The organism is Pseudomonas sp. R2-37-08W (assembly GCF_003851705.1).
Classification (GTDB): Bacteria; Pseudomonadota; Gammaproteobacteria; order Pseudomonadales; family Pseudomonadaceae; genus Aquipseudomonas.
Genome location: NZ_CP027728.1, coordinates 397,181 through 416,089, shown reverse-complemented (window position 1 = coordinate 416,089; position 18,909 = coordinate 397,181). Strand labels below are relative to the sequence as shown.

Below are 18,909 nucleotides of genomic sequence, written 5' to 3'. Positions count from 1 at the left end.
TCACTTCACCAGCGGCAGGTTATCGGCCTTCCAGCTGCCGATACCGCCGGACAGTTTGGCGGCGGTGAAGCCGGCCTTGAGCATTTCACGCGCGTGAGTGCCGGAATGCTGGCCCTGGGCGTCGACCAGGATGATGGTCTTGGCCTTGTGCTTTTCCAGCTCTCCCAGACGCGCCATCAGCTTGTCCTGGGGAATGTTCAGGGCGCCGACGATATGGCCGGCGGCGAAATCCTTGGCCGGGCGGATATCCACGACAACCGCTTCATCCTTGTTGACCAGCGCGGTCAGCTCCGACGTGCTCAGGCTGCGGCCACCACGGCTCAATTCGTGAGCGATCAGCAGCGCCAGCAGGATGACGAAGGCACCCACGAGCAGATAGTGGGCAGTGGCAAATGCAATCAGGTGATCAACCATCAAGGAGGTTCCAGGGCGTTAAAATGGCGGTAAGTATACACAGCCGCCAGGGGCGGCCAACCCCCGTAAAGCGGTGACGCGGTTGGAACTTCGCTTTAAACTGCCACTCCCTTTTCCATTGTCTTCCTTTATTACCGCCGCGAGAGGATCTATGACTACCACGCCTAAACCTTTGGTCCTGATAATTCTCGATGGCTTCGGACACAGTGAAAGCCACCACGACAACGCTGTGTACGCAGCGAACAAGCCCGTGCTGGACCGCCTCACCGCCACCGTACCCAACGGCCTGATCTCCGGTTCCGGCATGGATGTGGGCCTGCCGGACGGCCAGATGGGCAACTCGGAAGTCGGCCACATGAATCTCGGCGCCGGACGAGTGGTCTATCAGGACTTCACCCGCGTGACCAAAGCGATCCGCGATGGCGAGTTCTTCGAGAACCCAACCATCTGCGCGGCGGTGGATAAAGCCGTCGCCGCCGGCAAGGCCGTGCACTTCATGGGCCTGCTGTCCGATGGCGGCGTGCACAGCCATCAGGACCACCTGGTGGCCATGGCCGAACTGGCCTTCAAGCGCGGCGCCGACAAAATCTACCTGCACGCCTTCCTCGATGGCCGCGACACCCCGCCCAAAAGTGCGCAGTCGTCCATCGAACTGCTCGACACCACCTTCGCCGCCCTGGGCAAGGGCCGTATCGCCAGCATCGTGGGCCGCTACTTCGCCATGGACCGCGACAACCGCTGGGACCGCGTGGCCCAAGCCTACAACCTGATCGTCGACGGCCAGGCCGAATTCAACGCCCCTACCGCCCAGCAAGGCCTGGAAGCCGCCTATGCGCGTGGCGAGAGCGATGAATTCGTCAAGGCCACCACCATCGGCGAGCCGGTGAAGGTCGAAGACGGCGACGCCATGGTGTTCATGAACTTCCGCGCCGACCGTGCCCGCGAGCTGAGCCATGTGTTTGTCGACGACGGCTTCAAAGACTTCGAACGCGCACGCCAGCCGAACGTCGAGTTCGTCATGCTGACCCAATACGCTGCCAATATCCCGGCCCCCTCGGCATTCGCTCCGGGCAGCCTGGAAAACGTGCTGGGCGACTACCTGGCAAAAAACGGCAAGACGCAACTGCGCATCGCCGAAACCGAAAAATATGCCCACGTGACCTTCTTCTTCTCCGGCGGGCGTGAAGAACCGTTCCCCGGCGAAGAGCGCATCCTGATCCCCTCGCCCAAAGTCGCCACCTACGACCTGCAGCCGGAAATGAGCGCGCCGGAAGTCACCGACAAGATCGTCGACGCCATCGAGCATCAGCGTTACGACGTGATCGTGGTCAACTACGCCAACGGCGACATGGTCGGTCACAGCGGCAACCTGGAAGCGGCGGTCAAGGCCGTGGAATGCCTGGACCTGTGCGTCGGTCGCATCGTCGATGCCCTGGACAAGGTCGGTGGCGAAGCGCTGATCACGGCGGACCACGGCAACTGCGAGCAGATGTCCGATGAATCCACCGGCCAGGCCCATACGGCCCACACCACCGAACCGGTGCCGTTCATCTACGTCGGCAAGCGCGACTTCAAAGTGCGCAACGGTGGCGTACTGGCGGATGTGGCACCGACCATGCTGATGTTGATGGGTCTGGAGAAGCCAAAAGAGATGACCGGGACCTCGATCTTGGTCTGATCTAAACAGCAACGCATAACAATGTGGGAGGGGGCTTGCTCCCGATAGCGGTGTGCCAGTCGACGCTTATGTGACTGAGCTACCGCAATCGGGAGCAAGCCCCCTCCCACATTAGCTTTGCAGCGTTTGCTAGATATCTTTTTGCCATACCACCGCCACTCGGCACCTATCTTGCCCGCAAGCCCCAATTGGGCGTTTTTTTTGCAGCGCTTGGCGGGCATACTAGGCCGTCCCTTTCCCCTGGTGTCGCCCGCCTCTATGCTTCGCGCCTTGATTACCCTTGCTCTTGTCTGCCTGCTCCAACCGGCGTTTGCCGATGAGCGCGCCCAAACCCAACAACAGTTGGACGCTACGCGTCAGGATATTACCGAGCTGAAAAAACTGCTCGGCAAGCTCCAGGAAGAGAAATCCGGCGTGCAGAAAGACCTGCGCGGCACGGAAACCGAAATGGGCAAGCTGGAGAAGCAGGTCCAGGAGCTGCAAAAAGAATTAAAGAAGAGCGAGTCGGAACTGGAGCGACTCGACGCTGAGAAAAAAAAACTCCAGAGCGCACGCGTTGAGCAGCAACGCCTGATCGCGATCCAGGCCCGCGCCGCCTACCAGAGCGGCCGCCAGGAATACCTCAAGCTGCTGCTCAACCAGCAGAACCCGGAAAAATTCGCCCGCACCCTCACCTATTACGATTACGTGAGCCAGGCACGCCTGGCGCAATTGAAGAGCTTCAACGAAACCCTGCGCCAGTTGGCCAATGTCGAGCAGGAGATCAATGACCAGCAGGCACAGCTGCTCGACCAGAAAACCGCACTCGACACCCAGCGCAACGAGCTCGATAAAGTCCGCAAGGAACGCCAGCAAGCCCTGGCCAAGCTCAACGACGACGTGAAAGCCCGCGACGCCAAGCTGCAAGCGCGCGAGCAAGACCAGGCCGATTTGGCCAAAGTGCTCAAGACTATCGAAGAAACCCTGGCGCGCCAGGCGCGCGAGGCCGAAGAAGCGCGGCAAAAGGCGTTGATCGCGCAGCAGGAAGCCGAAAAAAAGCGCCAGCGTGAGGCCGAACTGGCAGCCACTACCGATGCGCCGGCTCTACGCAAGCCGGCACATGCAGCGCCTGGCCCATTGGTTTCCAGCAGCGGCGAGTCGTTCGGCGGGCCTTTTGCTTCAGCTCGCGGAAAACTTCCATGGCCCGTTGATGGTCGACTATTGGCACGCTTTGGGGAAACCCGTGGCGACGACACCCGCGCCAAGTGGGATGGGGTGATGATCAGCGCCTCTGCCGGCAGCCAGGTCCACGCCGTCCACGGCGGGCGCGTGGTGTTTGCCGATTGGCTGCGCGGGGCCGGTTTGCTGGTGATTCTTGACCACGGTAATGGCTATTTGAGCCTTTACGGCCACAATCAGACGTTACTCAAGTCGGCAGGTGATGTGGTAAAAGCCGGTGAATCCATCTCCACTGTCGGTAACAGTGGTGGCCAGGACACGCCGGCGCTGTACTTCGCTATTCGTCAGCAGGGTCGCCCGAGCGATCCCGCACAATGGTGCCGATCCCAAGGATAGGGTCGCATCTACATTAGGAGCTCGTTCGACATGCTGCATTTGTCCCGCCTCACTTCGCTGGCCCTGACGATCGCCCTGGTGATCGGCGCGCCTCTGGCTTTCGCCGACCAGGCCGCACCGGCTGCGCCCGCCGCTATGGCCGCGACCACCAAGGCGCCGTTGCCGCTGGACGAGCTGCGTACCTTTGCCGAGGTCATGGACCGGATCAAGGCAGCCTATGTCGAACCCGTAGACGACAAGACCCTGCTGGAAAATGCCATCAAGGGCATGCTCAGCAACCTCGACCCGCATTCCGCCTACCTGGGCCCGGAAGATTTCGCCGAACTGCAGGAAAGCACCAGCGGTGAGTTCGGTGGCCTGGGCATCGAAGTCGGCTCCGAAGACGGCCAGATCAAAGTGGTCTCGCCCATCGACGACACCCCTGCGTCCAAGGCCGGCATCCAGGCCGGCGACCTGATCGTCAAGATCAACGGCCAGCCGACCCGCGGCCAATCCATGACCGAAGCCGTCGACAAGATGCGCGGCAAGCTCGGCCAGAAAATCACCCTGACCCTCGTGCGCGACGGCGGCAACCCGTTCGACGTGACCCTGGCCCGCGCGACCATCACGGTCAAGAGCGTGAAGAGCCAGTTGCTGGAGTCGGGCTACGGTTACATCCGCATCACCCAGTTCCAGGTCAAGACCGGCGACGAAGTGGCCAAGGCCCTGGCCAAGTTGCGCAAGGACAATGGCAAGAAGCTCAACGGCATCGTGCTCGACCTGCGCAACAACCCAGGCGGCGTGTTGCAGTCGGCGGTGGAAGTGGTCGATCACTTCATCACCAAGGGCCTGATCGTTTACACCAAGGGCCGTATCGCCAATTCCGAGCTGCGCTTCTCGGCCACCGGCAACGACCTCAGCGAGAACGTGCCGCTGGCCGTGCTGATCAACGGCGGCAGCGCCTCGGCATCGGAGATCGTCGCCGGCGCCCTGCAAGACCAGAAGCGCGGCGTGCTGATGGGCACCACCAGCTTCGGTAAAGGTTCGGTGCAAACGGTGCTGCCGCTCAATAACGAACGTGCGCTGAAGATCACCACGGCGCTGTACTACACGCCCAATGGGCGCTCGATCCAGGCCCAGGGCATCGTGCCGGACATCGAAGTGCGCAGGGCCAAGATCACCAACGAGATCGACAGCGAGTACTACAAGGAAGCCGATCTGCAAGGCCACCTGGGCAATGGCAACGGCGGGGCCGACCAGCCGACCGGCAGCGGCGCCAAAGCCAAGCCGATGCCGCAGGACGACGACTACCAGTTGGCCCAGGCGCTGAGCCTGCTCAAGGGCCTGAGCATCACGCGCAGCCGTTGATATGCGTGTTGCACTGATTATCGCCGTGCTGTGCAGCCTGGCCGGATTCGCCCAAGCGACGCCGGCCGGGGAGCCGCACAAAGCCTACCTGACCCTGATCATCGACGACCTGGGGCAAAACCTGCCCAGGGATCGTCGCGTGCTGGCCCTGCCTGGGCCGGTCACCACCGCGATCATGCCAGACACCCCTCACGCCGCCGAATTCGCCCGCGAAGCCCACAAGGCCGGCAAGATTGTCATCCTGCACATGCCCATGGACCCGGCCACCGGGCCGTTTGCCTGGCACCCTGAGCTGTCGATCGAAGAGCTGGGCAAGCGCCTGGACGCGGCCTTCCAGGCGGTGCCCTACACTGCTGGCATCAACAACCATATGGGCAGCCGCATGACCGCGCAGCCGGCAGCGATGGCGTGGTTGATGGGCGAGCTGCAACGGCGCCACAAGTTCTTTGTGGACAGCCGTACCAGCGCACAAACGGTGGCTGCGGCCGAGGCGCAGAAGATTGGTTTGGCGCATGTTTCGCGGGATGTATTCCTCGATGACGAACGCACCGAGGCGGCGATTACTACGCAGTTGCAAACCGCAATCAAGCTGGCGCACAAGCAGGGGTCGGCGGTGATGATCGGGCATCCTTATCCGCAAACGCTGGCGGTACTCGAGCGCGAGCTGCCCAAGCTCAAGGCCCAGGGCGTGGAGTGGATTGATATCAAGTTGATGATCAGCGTGCGCAGTAACCGGGCGATGGCCGGGCACGGCAAAGACGGCATTTACCGCTAAATGAAGGCTGCGAAGATCCAATGTGGGAGGGGGCTTGCTCCCGATGCGGTGGGCCAGCCCCTAATGTATTGACTGACACTCCGCCATCGGGAGCAAGCCCCCTCCCACATTTTTGAGCGCGTTTATTCTGCTGATTCCCCTGCGCTGCACATGGGAACTGCAACCTTTAGAGGTAACGCGCCATGATTTCGTCTACTCGGCCGCTCTTGCGTAATTCATCCAGCGCGGCCTGAAGCCTGGCCACCAATTCATCCGGCACGTCCTTGTTCAACGCCAAGTAAAGCTGCGCACTGTTGAACCGCAACACCGTCTTGAGCCCGTTCACCCCCACCTGCCGCGCCAGGTAACGCCCAGCAGGATCGCCGGTGGCCCACAGGTCTATCTGACCCTCCATGAGCTTTTGCGCATTATCCTGGTCACGCAAGGCGACAATCGGCTTGAGCCCCTGCTTGTCCAGGCTCAGGGCAATGGCATCACCCTTGTAGGCGCCAATCCTGTAGCGGCGCGCCTGCTCAAGGCCGTCGAGCTGAATCTTGCTGTCAGCCTTGGCCAGCAGCACCCAGTCGTCCGGGCCGATGGGCCCGACCCATTTGAACAAGGCTTCACGGTCCGGCAAACGCGCCATGACGAACACGCCATAGCCAGGCTTTTCCAGGGCGAGTTTGTAGATTCGCTCCCAAGGAAACCGCAACGTGAGATTGTAGGAAATGCCGGCGCGCTTGAAGGTTTCCCGCACGATGTCCACGGCGATGCCTTCGATGTTCTCGTCCTTGGCGAAATTCTTGCCGTTCTTCGCCATGTTGTAGGGCGGGAAATTTTCCGTCAGTAACACCAGGGAGGCGTCGGACGATTCTTCGGCGTGTGCCGTAGCCACCATGAGCATGGAGGAACTGGCGAGGGCGAGCAGCAGGTGTTTGAACATGAAGGCTACCGGAATCCATGGCAAGCGCAGAGAGTGCCGCGAGCCTGCCATGGTGTCCAGCGTTTAGCGAACGACGATACCGCGCGCGGCCATGTAGGCCTTGGCCTCGGGGACCGTGTATTCGCCGAAGTGGAAAATACTCGCCGCCAGCACCGCGCTGGCGTGGCCTTCGATGACGCCATCGGCTAGGTGCTGCAGGTTGCCGACCCCGCCGGAAGCGATTACCGGGATGCCCAGCGCGTCGCTGATGGCGCGCGTCACGCCCAGGTCGAAGCCGTTTTTCATGCCGTCCTGGTCCATGCTGGTCAGCAGGATTTCACCGGCGCCCAGGCCTTCCATTTTCATCGCCCATTCCACCGCGTCCAGGCCGGTGGGCTTGCGCCCGCCATGGGTGAAGATCTCCCAGCGCGGGGTTTCGCCAGGGCCGGAGACTTTCTTGGCGTCGATGGCAACCACGATGCACTGCGAGCCGAAGTGCTGCGCGGCCTCGCCGACGAACTCCGGGTTGAACACCGCCGCCGTGTTGATCGAGACCTTGTCCGCGCCGGCATTGAGCAGGTTGCGGATGTCCTGCACGGTGCGCACGCCGCCGCCCACGGTCAGCGGGATAAACACCTGGCTGGCCATGCGCTCGACGGTGTGCAAGGTGGTGTCGCGGCCGTCGACGCTGGCGGTGATGTCGAGAAAGGTAATTTCGTCGGCACCTTGCTCATCGTAGCGACGGGCGATTTCCACCGGGTCGCCGGCATCCCGGATGTTCTCGAACTTGACGCCCTTGACCACGCGACCGTTGTCGACGTCCAGGCAAGGGATGATGCGTTTGGCCAGCGCCATGGTCAGTCCTCAGCCGTTGTAGGCGTCGCAGTAAGCCTGGGCTTCGGCGACGTCCAGGGTACCTTCGTAGATCGCGCGGCCGGTGATGGCGCCGATGATGCCAGGCGCCTTGGCGTCCAGCAGCGACTTGATATCGCCCAGGTTGTGGATACCACCGGACGCAATCACCGGAATCTTCGTCGCCGCCGCCAGCGCTGCGGTGAACGGCACGTTGCAGCCCTGCATCATGCCGTCTTTGGCGATGTCGGTATAAACGATAGCGGACACGCCGTCGGCTTCGAACTGCCTGGCCAGGTCGATCACTTGCACAGTGCTGATCTCAGCCCAGCCGTCGGTGGCGACGAAGCCGTCTTTGGCGTCCAGGCCCACGATCACTTTGCCTGGGAAGGCGCGGCAGGCTTCGGCAACGAAGGCCGGGTCTTTCACGGCCTTGGTGCCGATAATCACGTAGCTCACGCCGGCCTTGACGTAGTGCTCGATGGTTTCCAGGGAACGGATGCCGCCGCCGATCTGGATCGGCAGGTTCGGGTAGCGCCTGGCGATGGCGGTGACCACCTCGCCATTGACCGGCTGGCCTTCGAAGGCACCGTTCAAGTCCACCAGATGCAGACGACGGCAGCCCCCTTCCACCCATTTGGCAGCCATGCTCACCGGGTCATCGGAGAACACGGTGGAATCTTCCATGCGGCCTTGGCGCAGACGTACGCAGGCGCCGTCCTTGAGATCGATAGCGGGGATAATCAGCATCTGGCAAACCTTATTCGATATTCAGCAATGCTTGGGAAATCAGGGTTTCTCAAGCGACCACAAGTCGCTTTCGATGCTTTCGAACCTTTCTTTAAGGAGCGTCTGCGTATCGAAAATCGCCCTGTTGTAATAGTGCGGCGCCACTTCGGTGGTGAACAGCTCAAGAATCTCGGCGACCTCGAACGAGCCCAGCTTGAGCTCGAAGCGGTCCTCCATGAAACGCTTGATCTTGTCGGTAGCCTCACGCTCCTGCTCGGGCGTGAGGTTCAAGATCGGCGGCTTGGGCTTCTTGGCCATTTACCAGCGACCGTCCCACGCGGCAAAGTTCTGCAGCAACTGCAGGCCATGGGTATGGCTCTTCTCCGGGTGGAACTGCACGGCAAAGCGCGAACCGTCGGCCAGCGCGGCGGCGAAGTCGACACCGTAGTGCCCGCCACCCACCACCTGCTCGGGTTTACCGGCGGCGATGTAGTAGCTGTGCACGAAGTAGAAGCGCGCCATGTCCGGCACTTCGTGCCACAGCGGGTGATCCATGCTCTGGCGCACTTCGTTCCAGCCCATGTGCGGGACTTTCAGGTGGGCGCCGTCTTCATGCAGGTCCTTGCCAAAGAACTTCACCTGGCCTGGGAACAGGCCGATGCAGTCAACGCCATCGTTCTCTTCACTGCTGTCGAGCAAGGCTTGCATGCCTACGCAGATGCCGAGGAACGGGCGGTCCTGGCTGACTTCACGCACCAGGCTGTCAAAGCCCAGACGGCGGATCTCGGCCATGCAGTCGCGAATCGCGCCCACGCCTGGGAACACCACGCGGTCGGCTTCGCGAATCACGCTGGCATCGCTGGTGATCAGCACCTTGCCGGCCCCGACGTGCTCGAGGGCCTTGGCCACCGAGTGCAGGTTACCCATGCCGTAATCGATAACCGCGACCGTCTGCATTACAAAACGCCCTTGGTCGACGGCATTTGCCCGGCCATGCGGTCATCGAGCTCGACGGCCATGCGCAGCGCGCGGCCGAAGGCCTTGAACACGGTTTCGATCTGGTGGTGGGTGTTGGTGCCGCGCAGGTTGTCGATGTGCAGGCTGACGAGTGCGTGGTTGACGAAACCCTGGAAGAATTCCTGGAACAGGTCGACATCAAAGCCCCCCACGGTGGCGCGGGTGTAGGGCACGTGCATCTGCAGGCCTGGGCGGCCGGAGAAGTCGATGACTACGCGCGACAGCGCTTCATCCAGCGGGACATAGGCGTGGCCGTAGCGACGGATGCCTTTTTTGTCGCCGATGGCCTTGGCAAATGCCTGGCCGAGGGTGATGCCTACGTCTTCCACCGTGTGGTGGTCGTCGATATGCAGGTCGCCCTTGCTGACGATATCCAGGTCAATCAGCCCGTGACGGGCGATCTGGTCCAGCATGTGCTCAAGAAAAGGGACACCGATATCAAATCGGGCCTTTCCGGTGCCATCCAGGTTGATCGAGGCTTTGATCTGGGTTTCCAGAGTGTCGCGCTCGACGGACGCCATACGTTCGACCATCACCAGCTCCGCAAATCATTGGGCGAAAAAGGCAGCCATTATAGGGGCGCGGGCGCTAAACAGAAACATCGGAGGGGATAAGACTGATGGAGTGTCGGGGATAGACATGTGCGTACAAGTGGGACCCAGCCTTGGCAAGCGCTGAGTACCCAATGTGGGAGGGGGCTTGCTCCCGATAGCAATGGATCAGCCAGCACAACAGGGGCTGACACACCGCTATCGGGAGCAAGCCCCCTCCCACAAGGGTTTTGCAGTGTTAGTGGAACAACACCGCCGTCTTCTGCAGGGTCACCCACACACCCCACGCCAGCGGAATACCCACCACCAGCCAGGCGGCGATCGCCATGGGCACGGTGCCGGGAGCCGCTTTCCACTCCAGGGAAGTGCTGGCATCAGCACCTTTGTCATGGCCCAGCGCCTGTTCGGCGGCAAGTTCCGCGTCGGTCATGAAGTACTTGTCGGCCACCGGACGCACCAGCAGGTTGCAGATAAAGCCCAGCACCAGGAGGCCGGCGAGGATGTACAAGGTGATGTCGTAGGCCGCAGCGCGTTCGACGCCGATGCTCAACTGATATTCACGCAGGTAGTTCACCAACACCGGGCCCAGCACGCCGGCCGCAGCCCACGCGGTCAGCAGGCGACCATGGATCGCGCCGACCATTTGCGTACCGAACAGGTCGGCCAGGTAAGCCGGCACCGTCGCAAAACCACCGCCGTACATCGACAGGATGATGCAGAACGCCGCCACGAACAGTGCCACGTTGCCCAGGTGCCCCAGGTTCGGGATCAGCGCGTACAGGGCAAAGCCCAGGGCGAAGAACACGAAGTAGGTATTTTTACGGCCCAGGTAGTCGGAGAACGACGCCCAAAAGAACCGGCCACCGATGTTGAACAGGCTCAACAACCCGGTGAAGCCTGCAGCGATGGCTGCAATCGACGCCAGTTGCCCGGCATCCAGCTGACCAAACGGCACATCCACACCCAGCAGCTTGCCGCCGAATACTTCCTGCAACAGTGGCGACGCCATGCCGAGGATGCCGATGCCGGCCGACACGTTCAGGCACAGCACCAGCCATACCAGACGGAATTGCGGGGTTTTCCACGCCACGTTCACATGCACATGACGGTGGGTGATCATCGCGTTGCTGGCTTTTTTCGCCGGCGCGGTCCAGCCCTCAGGCTTCCAGCCGGTCGGCGGCACGCGATACGAGAGTGCGCCGCCGATCATGAACACGAAGTAAATCGCCGCCATCACCAGGAAGCTCTGCCATACGCCCACGCTGGTCGGCGAAGCGAAGTGGCCCATCAGTGCTGCGGCCAGCGGTGCACCGACCATCGCGCCGCCACCAAAGCCCATGATCGCCATGCCGGTGGCCATGCCGCGCTTGTCCGGGAACCACTTGATCAGGGTCGATACCGGCGAGATATAACCCAGGCCCAGGCCGATACCGCCAATGACCCCGGAACCGATCCACATCAGCCAGATCTGGTGGGTATAGATACCCAAGGCCGAGATCAGCAGGCCACCACACCAGCACAGTGCCGACACGACACCGGCCTTGCGTGGCCCGGCGTGTTCCAGCCAGCCGCCCCAGATTGCTGCCGAGCAGCCCAGGAAGATGAAGAACAGGGTGTAGATCCAGCCCAGCATGGAGATGGGCCAGTCGCATTGAGACGAAAAGACCTGGGCGATGAAGCCCATGTCCGGCGCACAGGCGACCGGCGCAGTGATACCCAGCGCCTTGGACAGCGGCAACCAGAACACCGAGAAACCGTAGGCCATGCCGATGCACAGGTGAATGGCCAGGGCGGCCGGCGGAACCAGCCAGCGGTTGAAGCCGGGCTTGGCGATAATGCGTTCCTTGGACAGGAACGCAGGCGGTGCGGCGTGGATATCGGCCGCAGTGCTAGTGCTCATTGGTGTTTCCCCCAGTTATTGGTATGCGTCCGTCAGGCGCTCTCCCCCTCGGCCTTGCACGCAAAGCGTGACCGTTTTTTTGGGTGAAACTCCATTTTGGCGCGACGATACGTCGCAGAAGGCGGACGAACGCGCAGAGATTAGCACTTGCGGACGTGAGAAAAACCAAAGTGACATCACTTTTTTCAGCAAATCGGTTTTTTTTGACGCCAGAATCTTGTTTCGGCGGTCGTAGATACAATGTAACGATCCACGAACTGATGCAGGCCGTCGGGCGTTATACTCTGCGGCTAAATTTTGAAATCGACATACAAGGACTCGCCCATGAAAGCGTTCGGCAAAATCCTGGGTCTGGTATTTCTCGGGCTGTTGCTGATCATTGTGGCTCTCGGCTTTGCCCTGACCCATCTCTTCGATCCCAACGACTACAAAGAAGAAATTCGCCAGATTGCCCGCGACAAGGCCCACATCGAGCTGACGCTCAATGGCGACATCGGCTGGAGCCTGTTCCCCTGGCTGGGCCTGGAGCTGCACGAAGCCGGGGTGGCGACCCTGACCAACCCGACCCAACCGTTCGCCGACCTGCAGATGCTCGGCCTGTCGGTACGCGTGCTGCCGCTGCTGCGCCGCGAAGTGCAGATGAGCGATGTGCGCGTCGAAGGCCTGAACCTGCGCCTCAACCGCGACAAGGACGGCCACGGCAACTGGGAAGACATCGGCAAGAACCTGCCCGATGAACCCACGGGCACCCCCGCTCCCGCGCCAGTCGAGCCGGTGGCCGAAACCAAGCCGGAAAAACCGCCGCAGCCGATCCGCCTGGACATCGACAGCCTGACCATCAACAACGCCCGCGTTGAATACAACGATGAACAGACCGGCAAGCAGTTCAGCGCCGAAAGCATCCAGCTCAGTGCCGGCGCGATCCACGAAGGCGCCAACATTCCGCTGAAACTCACCGCGTTCCTGGGCAGCAACCAGCCGGTCATGCGGCTCAAGACCGAGCTGAACGGCAATCTGCGCATCCAACGCGCCCTCAAGCGCTACCAGTTCGAAGACATGCGCCTGAGTGGCGAAGCTACCGGCGAGCCGCTGCAAGGCAAGACCCTGACCTTCTCCACCCAGGGTCAAGTGCTGGTGGACCTGGCGGCCAACTTTGCCGAATGGACCAACCTGAAACTCTCGGCCAACCAATTGCGCGCCCTCGGCGAACTGCGGGTCAATGACCTGGACAAAACCCCGCAGGTCAGCGGCGCGTTGTCGGTCGCCCAGTTCGACCTGGCCAAGTTTCTGGAGAGCGTCGGCCACCCACTGCCGGCCATGGCGCCGGGCAGCCTGAGCAAAGTCGAACTGGTCAGCCGCGTCCAGGGCACGCCGACCAGCGTTGCGCTGGAAGACCTGACCCTGAAACTCGACGGCAGCACCTTCACCGGTCGCGTCGCCGTGGATGATTTCGCCAAGCAGTCCCTGCGCGTGCAGCTCAAGGGCGATACCTTCAACGCCGACAATTACCTGCCGGCCAAATCCGAAGCCGCCAAAGGCGCCACCGCCGCACGCCAGGCCGAAGTGCAGAGCAGCGAAGCCGGGGCGATGGCCGCCGGCGGCACCACACCGCTGCCGGAAGCGCCGACCAAGGGTGCCTGGAGCAGTGACAAACTGCTGCCGCTGACCCGCCTGCGCAGCCTGGATGTGAACGCAGACCTCGCCTTTGGTCAGCTGACCTTGAGCCAGTTGCCAATCCAGAATGCAGTATTGAAAGCCTCCGGCATCGACGGCCAGCTCAAGCTCGACAGCCTCAGCGGCGGCCTCTACAACGGTACATTCCAGGCCAACGGCAGCCTCGACGTGCGCCAGGACATCCCGCTGCTGGCGCTGCAAAGCCATATCAAGCAGGTGCCCGTCGAACGCATCCTGCAGGCCCAGGGGAAAACCCCGCCGGTCAAAGGCCTGATCACCCTCGACAGCAACCTGAGTGGTCGAGGCAACAGCCAGAAGGCCCTGATCGACAGCCTCAACGGCACCGCCAACATCGTCATCAACAACGGCGTGTTGCTCAATGCCAACATCGAGCAACAACTGTGTACCGGTATCGCCCTGCTCAACCGCAAGACCCTGAGCACCACGCCACAAGGCAGGGACACGCCCTTCCAGGAACTGCGCGGCAACCTGACGTTCCGCAATGGCGTGGCCAGTAACCCTGACCTGAAGGTGCGCATTCCGGGGCTGACGCTCAACGGCGATGGCGATGTCGACCTGCGCGTGCTGGGTATGGACTACCGCGTGGGCATCATCGTCGAAGGCGACCAGCGCGACGTGCCGGACCCGGCCTGCCAGGTCGGAGCCAACTTCCAGGGCATCGAAGTGCCGCTGCGTTGCCGTGGCCCGCTGGAACTGGGCGCCAAGGCCTGCCGCCTGGACAAGGACGGGCTTGGCCAGGTCGCCATCAAGGCGGCGGGCAACCGTCTTAACGAGAAGCTCGAAGAGAAGCTCGACAAAGTGAATCCAAAGCTCAAAGACGCACTGAAAGGCTTGTTCAACCGATGAGAAACGAGCAGTTTTCAGCGGCGGTACTCGACTGGTACGACCGCCATGGTCGCCACGACCTGCCCTGGCAACAAGGCATCACGCCTTACCGGGTGTGGGTGTCGGAAATCATGCTGCAACAGACCCAGGTCAGCACCGTGCTCAATTACTTCGACCGGTTTATGGCGTCCCTGCCGACGGTCGAAGCCCTGGCCGCCGCGCCGGAAGACGAAGTGCTGCACCTGTGGACCGGCCTGGGTTACTACACCCGGGCGCGTAACCTGCAAAAGACCGCAAAGATCGTGGTAGCCGACTACGGTGGCGAGTTTCCCAGGGATGTCGAAAAGCTCACCGAGCTGCCCGGCATCGGCCTGTCCACCGCCGGAGCGATCGCCAGCCTGAGCATGGGCCTGCGCGCGCCGATCCTCGACGGCAACGTGAAACGCGTGCTGGCACGCTTTACCGCGCAAGAGGGCTACCCAGGCGAACCCAAGGTCGCCAAGCAGCTGTGGGCCACCGCAGAGCGCTTCACGCCCCATGACCGCGTCAACGCCTACACCCAGGCGATGATGGACATGGGCGCGACCCTTTGTACCCGCAGCAAACCCAGCTGCCTGCTGTGCCCGCTGGAAAAAGGCTGCGAAGCGCACATGCTCGGCCTGGAAACGCGCTACCCGATCCCCAAGCCACGCAAGACCATCCCGCAGAAACGCACACTGATGCCGATGCTGACCAATGCCGAAGGCGCGATCCTGCTTTACCGTCGCCCGTCCACGGGCTTGTGGGGCGGTTTGTGGAGCCTGCCGGAGCTGGACGACCTGGAAGACCTAGATCATCTGGCCAACCAGCACGCACTGGCATTGGGCAAGCACCAGGAACTGCCAGGGCTGATCCACACCTTCAGCCATTTCCAGCTGGCCATCGAACCCTGGCTGGTCCAGGTCGAGGAAAGCGCCCATCACGTGGCCGAGGCCGACTGGCTCTGGTATAACCTCGCCACCCCGCCGCGCCTGGGCCTTGCCGCCCCGGTAAAAAAATTGCTGAAGCGCGCGGCTGAAGTATTGAACGCAGGAGAGTCGTCATGACCCGCACCATCATGTGCCGCAAGTACAAAGAAGAACTGCCCGCACTCGACCGCGCCCCTTTTCCGGGTGCCAAGGGCCAGGACATCTACGACCACGTCTCCGCCAAAGCCTGGGGCGACTGGCAGAAACACCAGACCCTGCTCATCAACGAAAAACGCTTGAACATGATGAACGCCGAAGACCGCAAATACCTGCAGGGCGAAATGGACAAGTTCTTTTCCGGCGAGGAATACGCCCAAGCCGAAGGTTACGTTCCGCCTGCTCAATAATTGATCAAAAACCGGGGTCGGCACGTAAGCGACGGTAATAATTAAATATTTTTTGAAAACTTGCTTGACGACCCCCTGAAAAACCCGTTTAATGCGCCCCGTTGCCCAGATAGCTCAGTCGGTAGAGCAGGGGATTGAAAATCCCCGTGTCGGCGGTTCGATTCCGTCTCTGGGCACCAAAATACCGAAAAACCCCAAAGAACAATGTTCCTTGGGGTTTTTTATTGCCTGCGATTTGATGGCGACCGGCGTCACGGTGTCGCAGCAGGACGATTGAGGGTTATTTTTCGCTGGGCCCAATCGTTCAGCCTTTACCCAATTCGCCGCTGTAAGGTTTCCTTCATGACCCGCTTCTTGCTCTGCACGCTAGTGCTACTGACCGCAATGCTCAGTGGATGCGCCACGCAAATGGACGTAGCGATCAACGCAACGCCTGATCCCGACTACCACTTCGACCGCCAGGCCACGGTACTGGTGACATCCACCGGCGGCAGCGACGAAAACGCACTCAACGCCCGCTACTACCTGCGCGACATGGTCAGCGCCATGAAGGACCAGGGCTTTCAGAATGTCTTCACCGACACCACCCTGCCCAAAAACCACACCCCGATCAAAATGACCGTCACCCTGGACGTCGACAGCAAGCAAGTCACCTACCGCTATACCGCCACCGAATACGGCCAAGTGGCAAACAGCACCACCACCCAGTGCAAGAAGAACAAAAAGAAAACCGACCAGCTGACCTGCACCAGCACCCCAAACACCACCTACGGCCCCGTAGGCACCTCTGAACGCACCGGTTACACCACCCTCACCACCTTCAGGGCCACCGCCCGGGATGAAACGAGCAAGCGCGCGGTGTATCTGCTGCGGGCATCGTCCTACAACGACGACTGCCAGCCCGCGAAGGTGGAAGCCTTTTTGGTGGAGCAGGGACTGCGCAATCTGAATTTTCAGGATCGGGTGCAGCGTAATTACACCGTTACGATGCCGGAGGGGTTTCGTTGTAAGTAGAAGGGTTTTCTAAGGACATTCGGATGGGCTTGCCGGGTATGTAGAGGACTGTCAGTCACCAGCGAGGCCACCACAGCCAAGCTGGTTGCGCTTGCGCGCAGTGCGCCATGCCTGGCGCAAGTGAAAAACACTAGCGCAAGGCCGGTGTCGATAACGCCTGTCATAGGTATATTGAAGAGACTACATTTGGCGAATATCAGATAAAAGTTCATGAAACTCTTTTTCTGTCATCTCATACTCTGGCCCCTCGATCATTACCATTAGTGACAACAACGCAAGATCTAATTTTTTTGTAAGTAAAAAATTAGGATCTTGATAAATATCATGCGCTTCTTTTGATACTTTAAAAATATCAAACCCATCCGCAGCGATTCTTCCAAGCCTGTCAGCCACCACGTCTTCCATGCTCATCGTTGCCCCAACTCTTTAGCTCTGCTCTGGTTGGCAAATTTATTTTGATGGGCTTTTTAAAAACGTGATCCGCCCACTATTCTTATCGAAAAGACCAGTCATGTATTGATATGAACTTGATAACTTGTTCTGGCGCATCTTCTAAGGGAACTCTGTAGTCTGTAACAAAACTAATCCAGTTGCTCGCCCAACACCCCATCATTTACAAGCGAACCGGTCTTCCAATTGGGAAGGTGCGACAGCGGGATACTTTCAAATGTCTGCCCAAACAGGTCTTGAACCCGGCTGATCTTGGGTGGGCTGATTGCATCAGGGATAACCTGCCCTGGTCCTTTTGCACCGCTTTAACCCGGCAACAGGACGTTGTTTCTTATTAAATCACACAGTAGAAAGCTTCCACAGTATCGCGTAAGGCAGCTCATCATCAACAATATCAGACGAGCGAAAATAATAAACAGCCAATGAGCTTTCTAAGCCCTTATGAACAAACGCACCATCAGACATAACACGATAAGAAGCGTACTCCATAAATTTGTCAGAACCAAGAGAGCTAAGAGCATTTTTAATCTGACTATAGGTCCCCCCGCCCCAACTGGAAGCAATTCAGGCGGCGGCCGGCATACGGCCATGTCATCATTTTCAACATCCCTGTAGTAGGCTCTTCTAAATGCAGGCTCACTGCAGGCCCAGTAGAGGGATAGCAAACCAAGTTTTTTCTCTCCCTCATCAGAAAAAGCGTCAGCTAAAAAATACTGATCGTCTGAAATTTTGTATGCACCGTCGTCCATAGCGATAACGCATTGCTCCCGTACATCAGCGGTGTCCCCAACCTTTGACTTGCACAGCGATGACCATTCTTTCATCTTAAATACCTCAAGCCTATTGTGGCCATTTGAATATTCAAAAATAGGGGTCAGACCACGTTTAGTGCTCCATCAGAAGAATAGCGGTCTGACCCCATTTTTCCAAGGCAGGTGTTAGCGTGGTACAAAGTTACTCTTCATCCCAAAAGTTTCCGGGAGGCGCATACTCCCCACCACGTAAGACAGCGCACCAGCCGTAACTTCTATAAAACATATCAAGATCAAGGATCTTGTAAATGCCTTCATTAATTTTCTGCAATGTAATCAAACCATTAGCAAAATGCGTATATCGACCGCCCGCCCCTGCAACGGCTCTTAACTCCAGCTCTCTACGATCCCATTCTGATACCACCCCCGATGACTCAGGAACAGTATCCGAAAACGAAATCTCAAATTCTTTTGAAACCTTGCAAAAGCAGGGTATTCGTTCCTGCCCGAGTAATTCATCCGTGATCATGTTTTCAGGGAAGTCGATATTTAATTTCACTTAGTGCACCCAGAGGAACAACAACCTCACCTGAAAAATTTCTTTGAAAGGCACTGATGGGACTAAAATATTGGGTCCCATGCGGATCGCGAATAGCTACAACGGAGATTCCATTTCTAATTGTAACCCCATCCACCACAACAAAATGGGAAAAGTCAGTACCTTTCGTGTTATCAACAATGCGGACAACCACCGGAGTTCCATCACCGGTCTACCTAGCCAAATCAGGAAAAACAGGGGTCAGACCACGTTTAGTGCTCCGCCAGAAGAATAGTGGTCTGACCCCATTTTTCCGCTCAGCTTCTTTCAGCCAAGCCAGTTGCGGGTCGGCTTTAACCATCACATCAATCGTCTGGCTAACCGTGTTCTGATCGATGTGTTTGATATCAATCTTCAAGCCATCGACGGCTTTGATCACGACGCTGCCTTCTGCAATCATCTGCGTCTGCGCTACCAGTTCGAAGCGATTTCACGCATGCCGATGGAAGAGCAGGAGTTGGGACGTGGACTGTTCGATGCGGTTATTGCGAACACCAGGTAGC

General features: G+C 59.6%; 19 protein-coding genes, 1 tRNA gene and 1 pseudogene. 9 read left to right on the top strand and 12 right to left on the bottom strand.

Annotation, left to right across the window (positions count from 1 at the left end; genetic code table 11):
* Positions 1 to 414: a rhodanese-like domain-containing protein gene (locus C4J93_RS01750; RefSeq protein ID WP_124360862.1), complete on the bottom strand. Its 414-nt coding sequence runs from the start codon at positions 412 to 414 to the stop codon at positions 1 to 3.
* A 151-nt stretch (positions 415 to 565) separates the two neighbouring features.
* Here C4J93_RS01750 and gpmI point away from each other — a divergent pair, with 151 nt between their 5' ends.
* The 4 genes from gpmI (at position 566) to C4J93_RS01730 (ending at position 5,768) form a co-directional block, all read left to right on the top strand.
* Positions 566 to 2,092: a 2,3-bisphosphoglycerate-independent phosphoglycerate mutase gene (gene gpmI / locus C4J93_RS01745; protein ID WP_124369266.1), complete on the top strand. Its 1,527-nt coding sequence runs from the start codon at positions 566 to 568 to the stop codon at positions 2,090 to 2,092.
* 258 nt (positions 2,093 to 2,350) lie between these two features.
* Positions 2,351 to 3,646 (top strand): murein hydrolase activator EnvC, encoded by a 1,296-nt coding sequence (locus C4J93_RS01740; protein ID WP_124428438.1) that lies wholly within the window; start codon positions 2,351 to 2,353, stop codon positions 3,644 to 3,646.
* A gap of 30 nt (positions 3,647 to 3,676) precedes the next feature.
* Positions 3,677 to 4,993: a S41 family peptidase gene (locus tag C4J93_RS01735; RefSeq protein WP_124365488.1), complete on the top strand. Its 1,317-nt coding sequence runs from the start codon at positions 3,677 to 3,679 to the stop codon at positions 4,991 to 4,993.
* Between the two features lies 1 nt (position 4,994).
* Positions 4,995 to 5,768 (top strand): divergent polysaccharide deacetylase family protein, encoded by a 774-nt coding sequence (locus C4J93_RS01730; protein WP_124428437.1) that lies wholly within the window; start codon positions 4,995 to 4,997, stop codon positions 5,766 to 5,768.
* A 166-nt stretch (positions 5,769 to 5,934) separates the two neighbouring features.
* Here C4J93_RS01730 and C4J93_RS01725 read toward each other — a convergent pair whose 3' ends face one another.
* The 7 genes from C4J93_RS01725 to C4J93_RS01695 form a co-directional block, all read right to left on the bottom strand.
* Positions 5,935 to 6,690, bottom strand: a complete 756-nt coding sequence (locus C4J93_RS01725) for an ABC transporter substrate-binding protein (RefSeq protein ID WP_124428436.1) — start codon at positions 6,688 to 6,690, stop codon at positions 5,935 to 5,937.
* Positions 6,691 to 6,753: 63 nt separating this feature from the next.
* A complete protein-coding gene (gene hisF / locus C4J93_RS01720) occupies positions 6,754 to 7,524 on the bottom strand; it encodes an imidazole glycerol phosphate synthase subunit HisF (RefSeq protein ID WP_003171107.1) in 771 nt (256 codons plus the stop codon).
* A gap of 9 nt (positions 7,525 to 7,533) precedes the next feature.
* Positions 7,534 to 8,271, bottom strand: a complete 738-nt coding sequence (hisA, locus tag C4J93_RS01715; RefSeq protein ID WP_027605077.1) for a 1-(5-phosphoribosyl)-5-[(5-phosphoribosylamino)methylideneamino]imidazole-4-carboxamide isomerase — start codon at positions 8,269 to 8,271, stop codon at positions 7,534 to 7,536.
* A gap of 39 nt (positions 8,272 to 8,310) precedes the next feature.
* Positions 8,311 to 8,568 (bottom strand): DUF2164 domain-containing protein, encoded by a 258-nt coding sequence (locus tag C4J93_RS01710; protein ID WP_005783916.1) that lies wholly within the window; start codon positions 8,566 to 8,568, stop codon positions 8,311 to 8,313.
* Complete coding sequence (gene hisH, locus C4J93_RS01705; protein ID WP_124402789.1) at positions 8,569 to 9,207, bottom strand: imidazole glycerol phosphate synthase subunit HisH; 639 nt, start codon at positions 9,205 to 9,207, stop codon at positions 8,569 to 8,571.
* Positions 9,207 to 9,800 (bottom strand): imidazoleglycerol-phosphate dehydratase HisB, encoded by a 594-nt coding sequence (gene hisB, locus C4J93_RS01700; RefSeq protein WP_003237513.1) that lies wholly within the window; start codon positions 9,798 to 9,800, stop codon positions 9,207 to 9,209. The genes hisH and hisB overlap by 1 nt, the downstream gene beginning before the upstream one ends.
* Before the next feature lie 256 nt (positions 9,801 to 10,056).
* On the bottom strand, positions 10,057 to 11,718 hold the full coding sequence (locus C4J93_RS01695; protein ID WP_124428435.1) for an OFA family MFS transporter: 1,662 nt from the start codon (positions 11,716 to 11,718) through the stop codon (positions 10,057 to 10,059).
* A 324-nt stretch (positions 11,719 to 12,042) separates the two neighbouring features.
* Between C4J93_RS01695 and C4J93_RS01690 the strand changes: the two genes are divergently transcribed.
* The 5 genes from C4J93_RS01690 (at position 12,043) to C4J93_RS01670 (ending at position 16,606) form a co-directional block, all read left to right on the top strand.
* On the top strand, positions 12,043 to 14,259 hold the full coding sequence (locus tag C4J93_RS01690) for an AsmA family protein (RefSeq protein ID WP_124428434.1): 2,217 nt from the start codon (positions 12,043 to 12,045) through the stop codon (positions 14,257 to 14,259).
* The gene (gene mutY, locus C4J93_RS01685; protein ID WP_124428433.1) at positions 14,256 to 15,323 is read left to right on the top strand and encodes an A/G-specific adenine glycosylase; all 1,068 of its coding nucleotides are present in this window, start codon (positions 14,256 to 14,258) and stop codon (positions 15,321 to 15,323) included. The genes C4J93_RS01690 and mutY overlap by 4 nt, the downstream gene beginning before the upstream one ends.
* A complete protein-coding gene (locus C4J93_RS01680; RefSeq protein ID WP_124369258.1) occupies positions 15,320 to 15,592 on the top strand; it encodes an oxidative damage protection protein in 273 nt (90 codons plus the stop codon). Before mutY ends, C4J93_RS01680 begins: the two co-directional genes overlap by 4 nt.
* 103 nt (positions 15,593 to 15,695) lie before the next feature.
* Positions 15,696 to 15,771: transfer RNA gene (locus C4J93_RS01675), tRNA-Phe, on the top strand.
* Between the two features lie 163 nt (positions 15,772 to 15,934).
* Complete coding sequence (locus C4J93_RS01670; RefSeq protein WP_124428432.1) at positions 15,935 to 16,606, top strand: hypothetical protein; 672 nt, start codon at positions 15,935 to 15,937, stop codon at positions 16,604 to 16,606.
* Between the two features lie 180 nt (positions 16,607 to 16,786).
* Here the strand turns inward: C4J93_RS01670 and C4J93_RS01665 are convergent, their stop codons facing one another.
* The 4 genes and pseudogenes from C4J93_RS01665 to C4J93_RS01650 all read right to left on the bottom strand — a co-directional run.
* The gene (locus tag C4J93_RS01665) at positions 16,787 to 17,017 is read right to left on the bottom strand and encodes a hypothetical protein (RefSeq protein WP_124360849.1); all 231 of its coding nucleotides are present in this window, start codon (positions 17,015 to 17,017) and stop codon (positions 16,787 to 16,789) included.
* 470 nt (positions 17,018 to 17,487) lie between these two features.
* Entirely contained in the window at positions 17,488 to 17,880 is a 393-nt protein-coding gene (locus C4J93_RS01660; RefSeq protein ID WP_256660124.1) for a hypothetical protein, read from the bottom strand.
* 130 nt (positions 17,881 to 18,010) lie between these two features.
* Complete coding sequence (locus C4J93_RS01655) at positions 18,011 to 18,367, bottom strand: hypothetical protein (RefSeq protein WP_164485226.1); 357 nt, start codon at positions 18,365 to 18,367, stop codon at positions 18,011 to 18,013.
* Between the two features lie 250 nt (positions 18,368 to 18,617).
* Positions 18,618 to 18,836: pseudogene (locus tag C4J93_RS01650) on the bottom strand (hypothetical protein); the annotation flags it as partial.
* Positions 18,837 to 18,909: the final 73 nt, after the last annotated feature.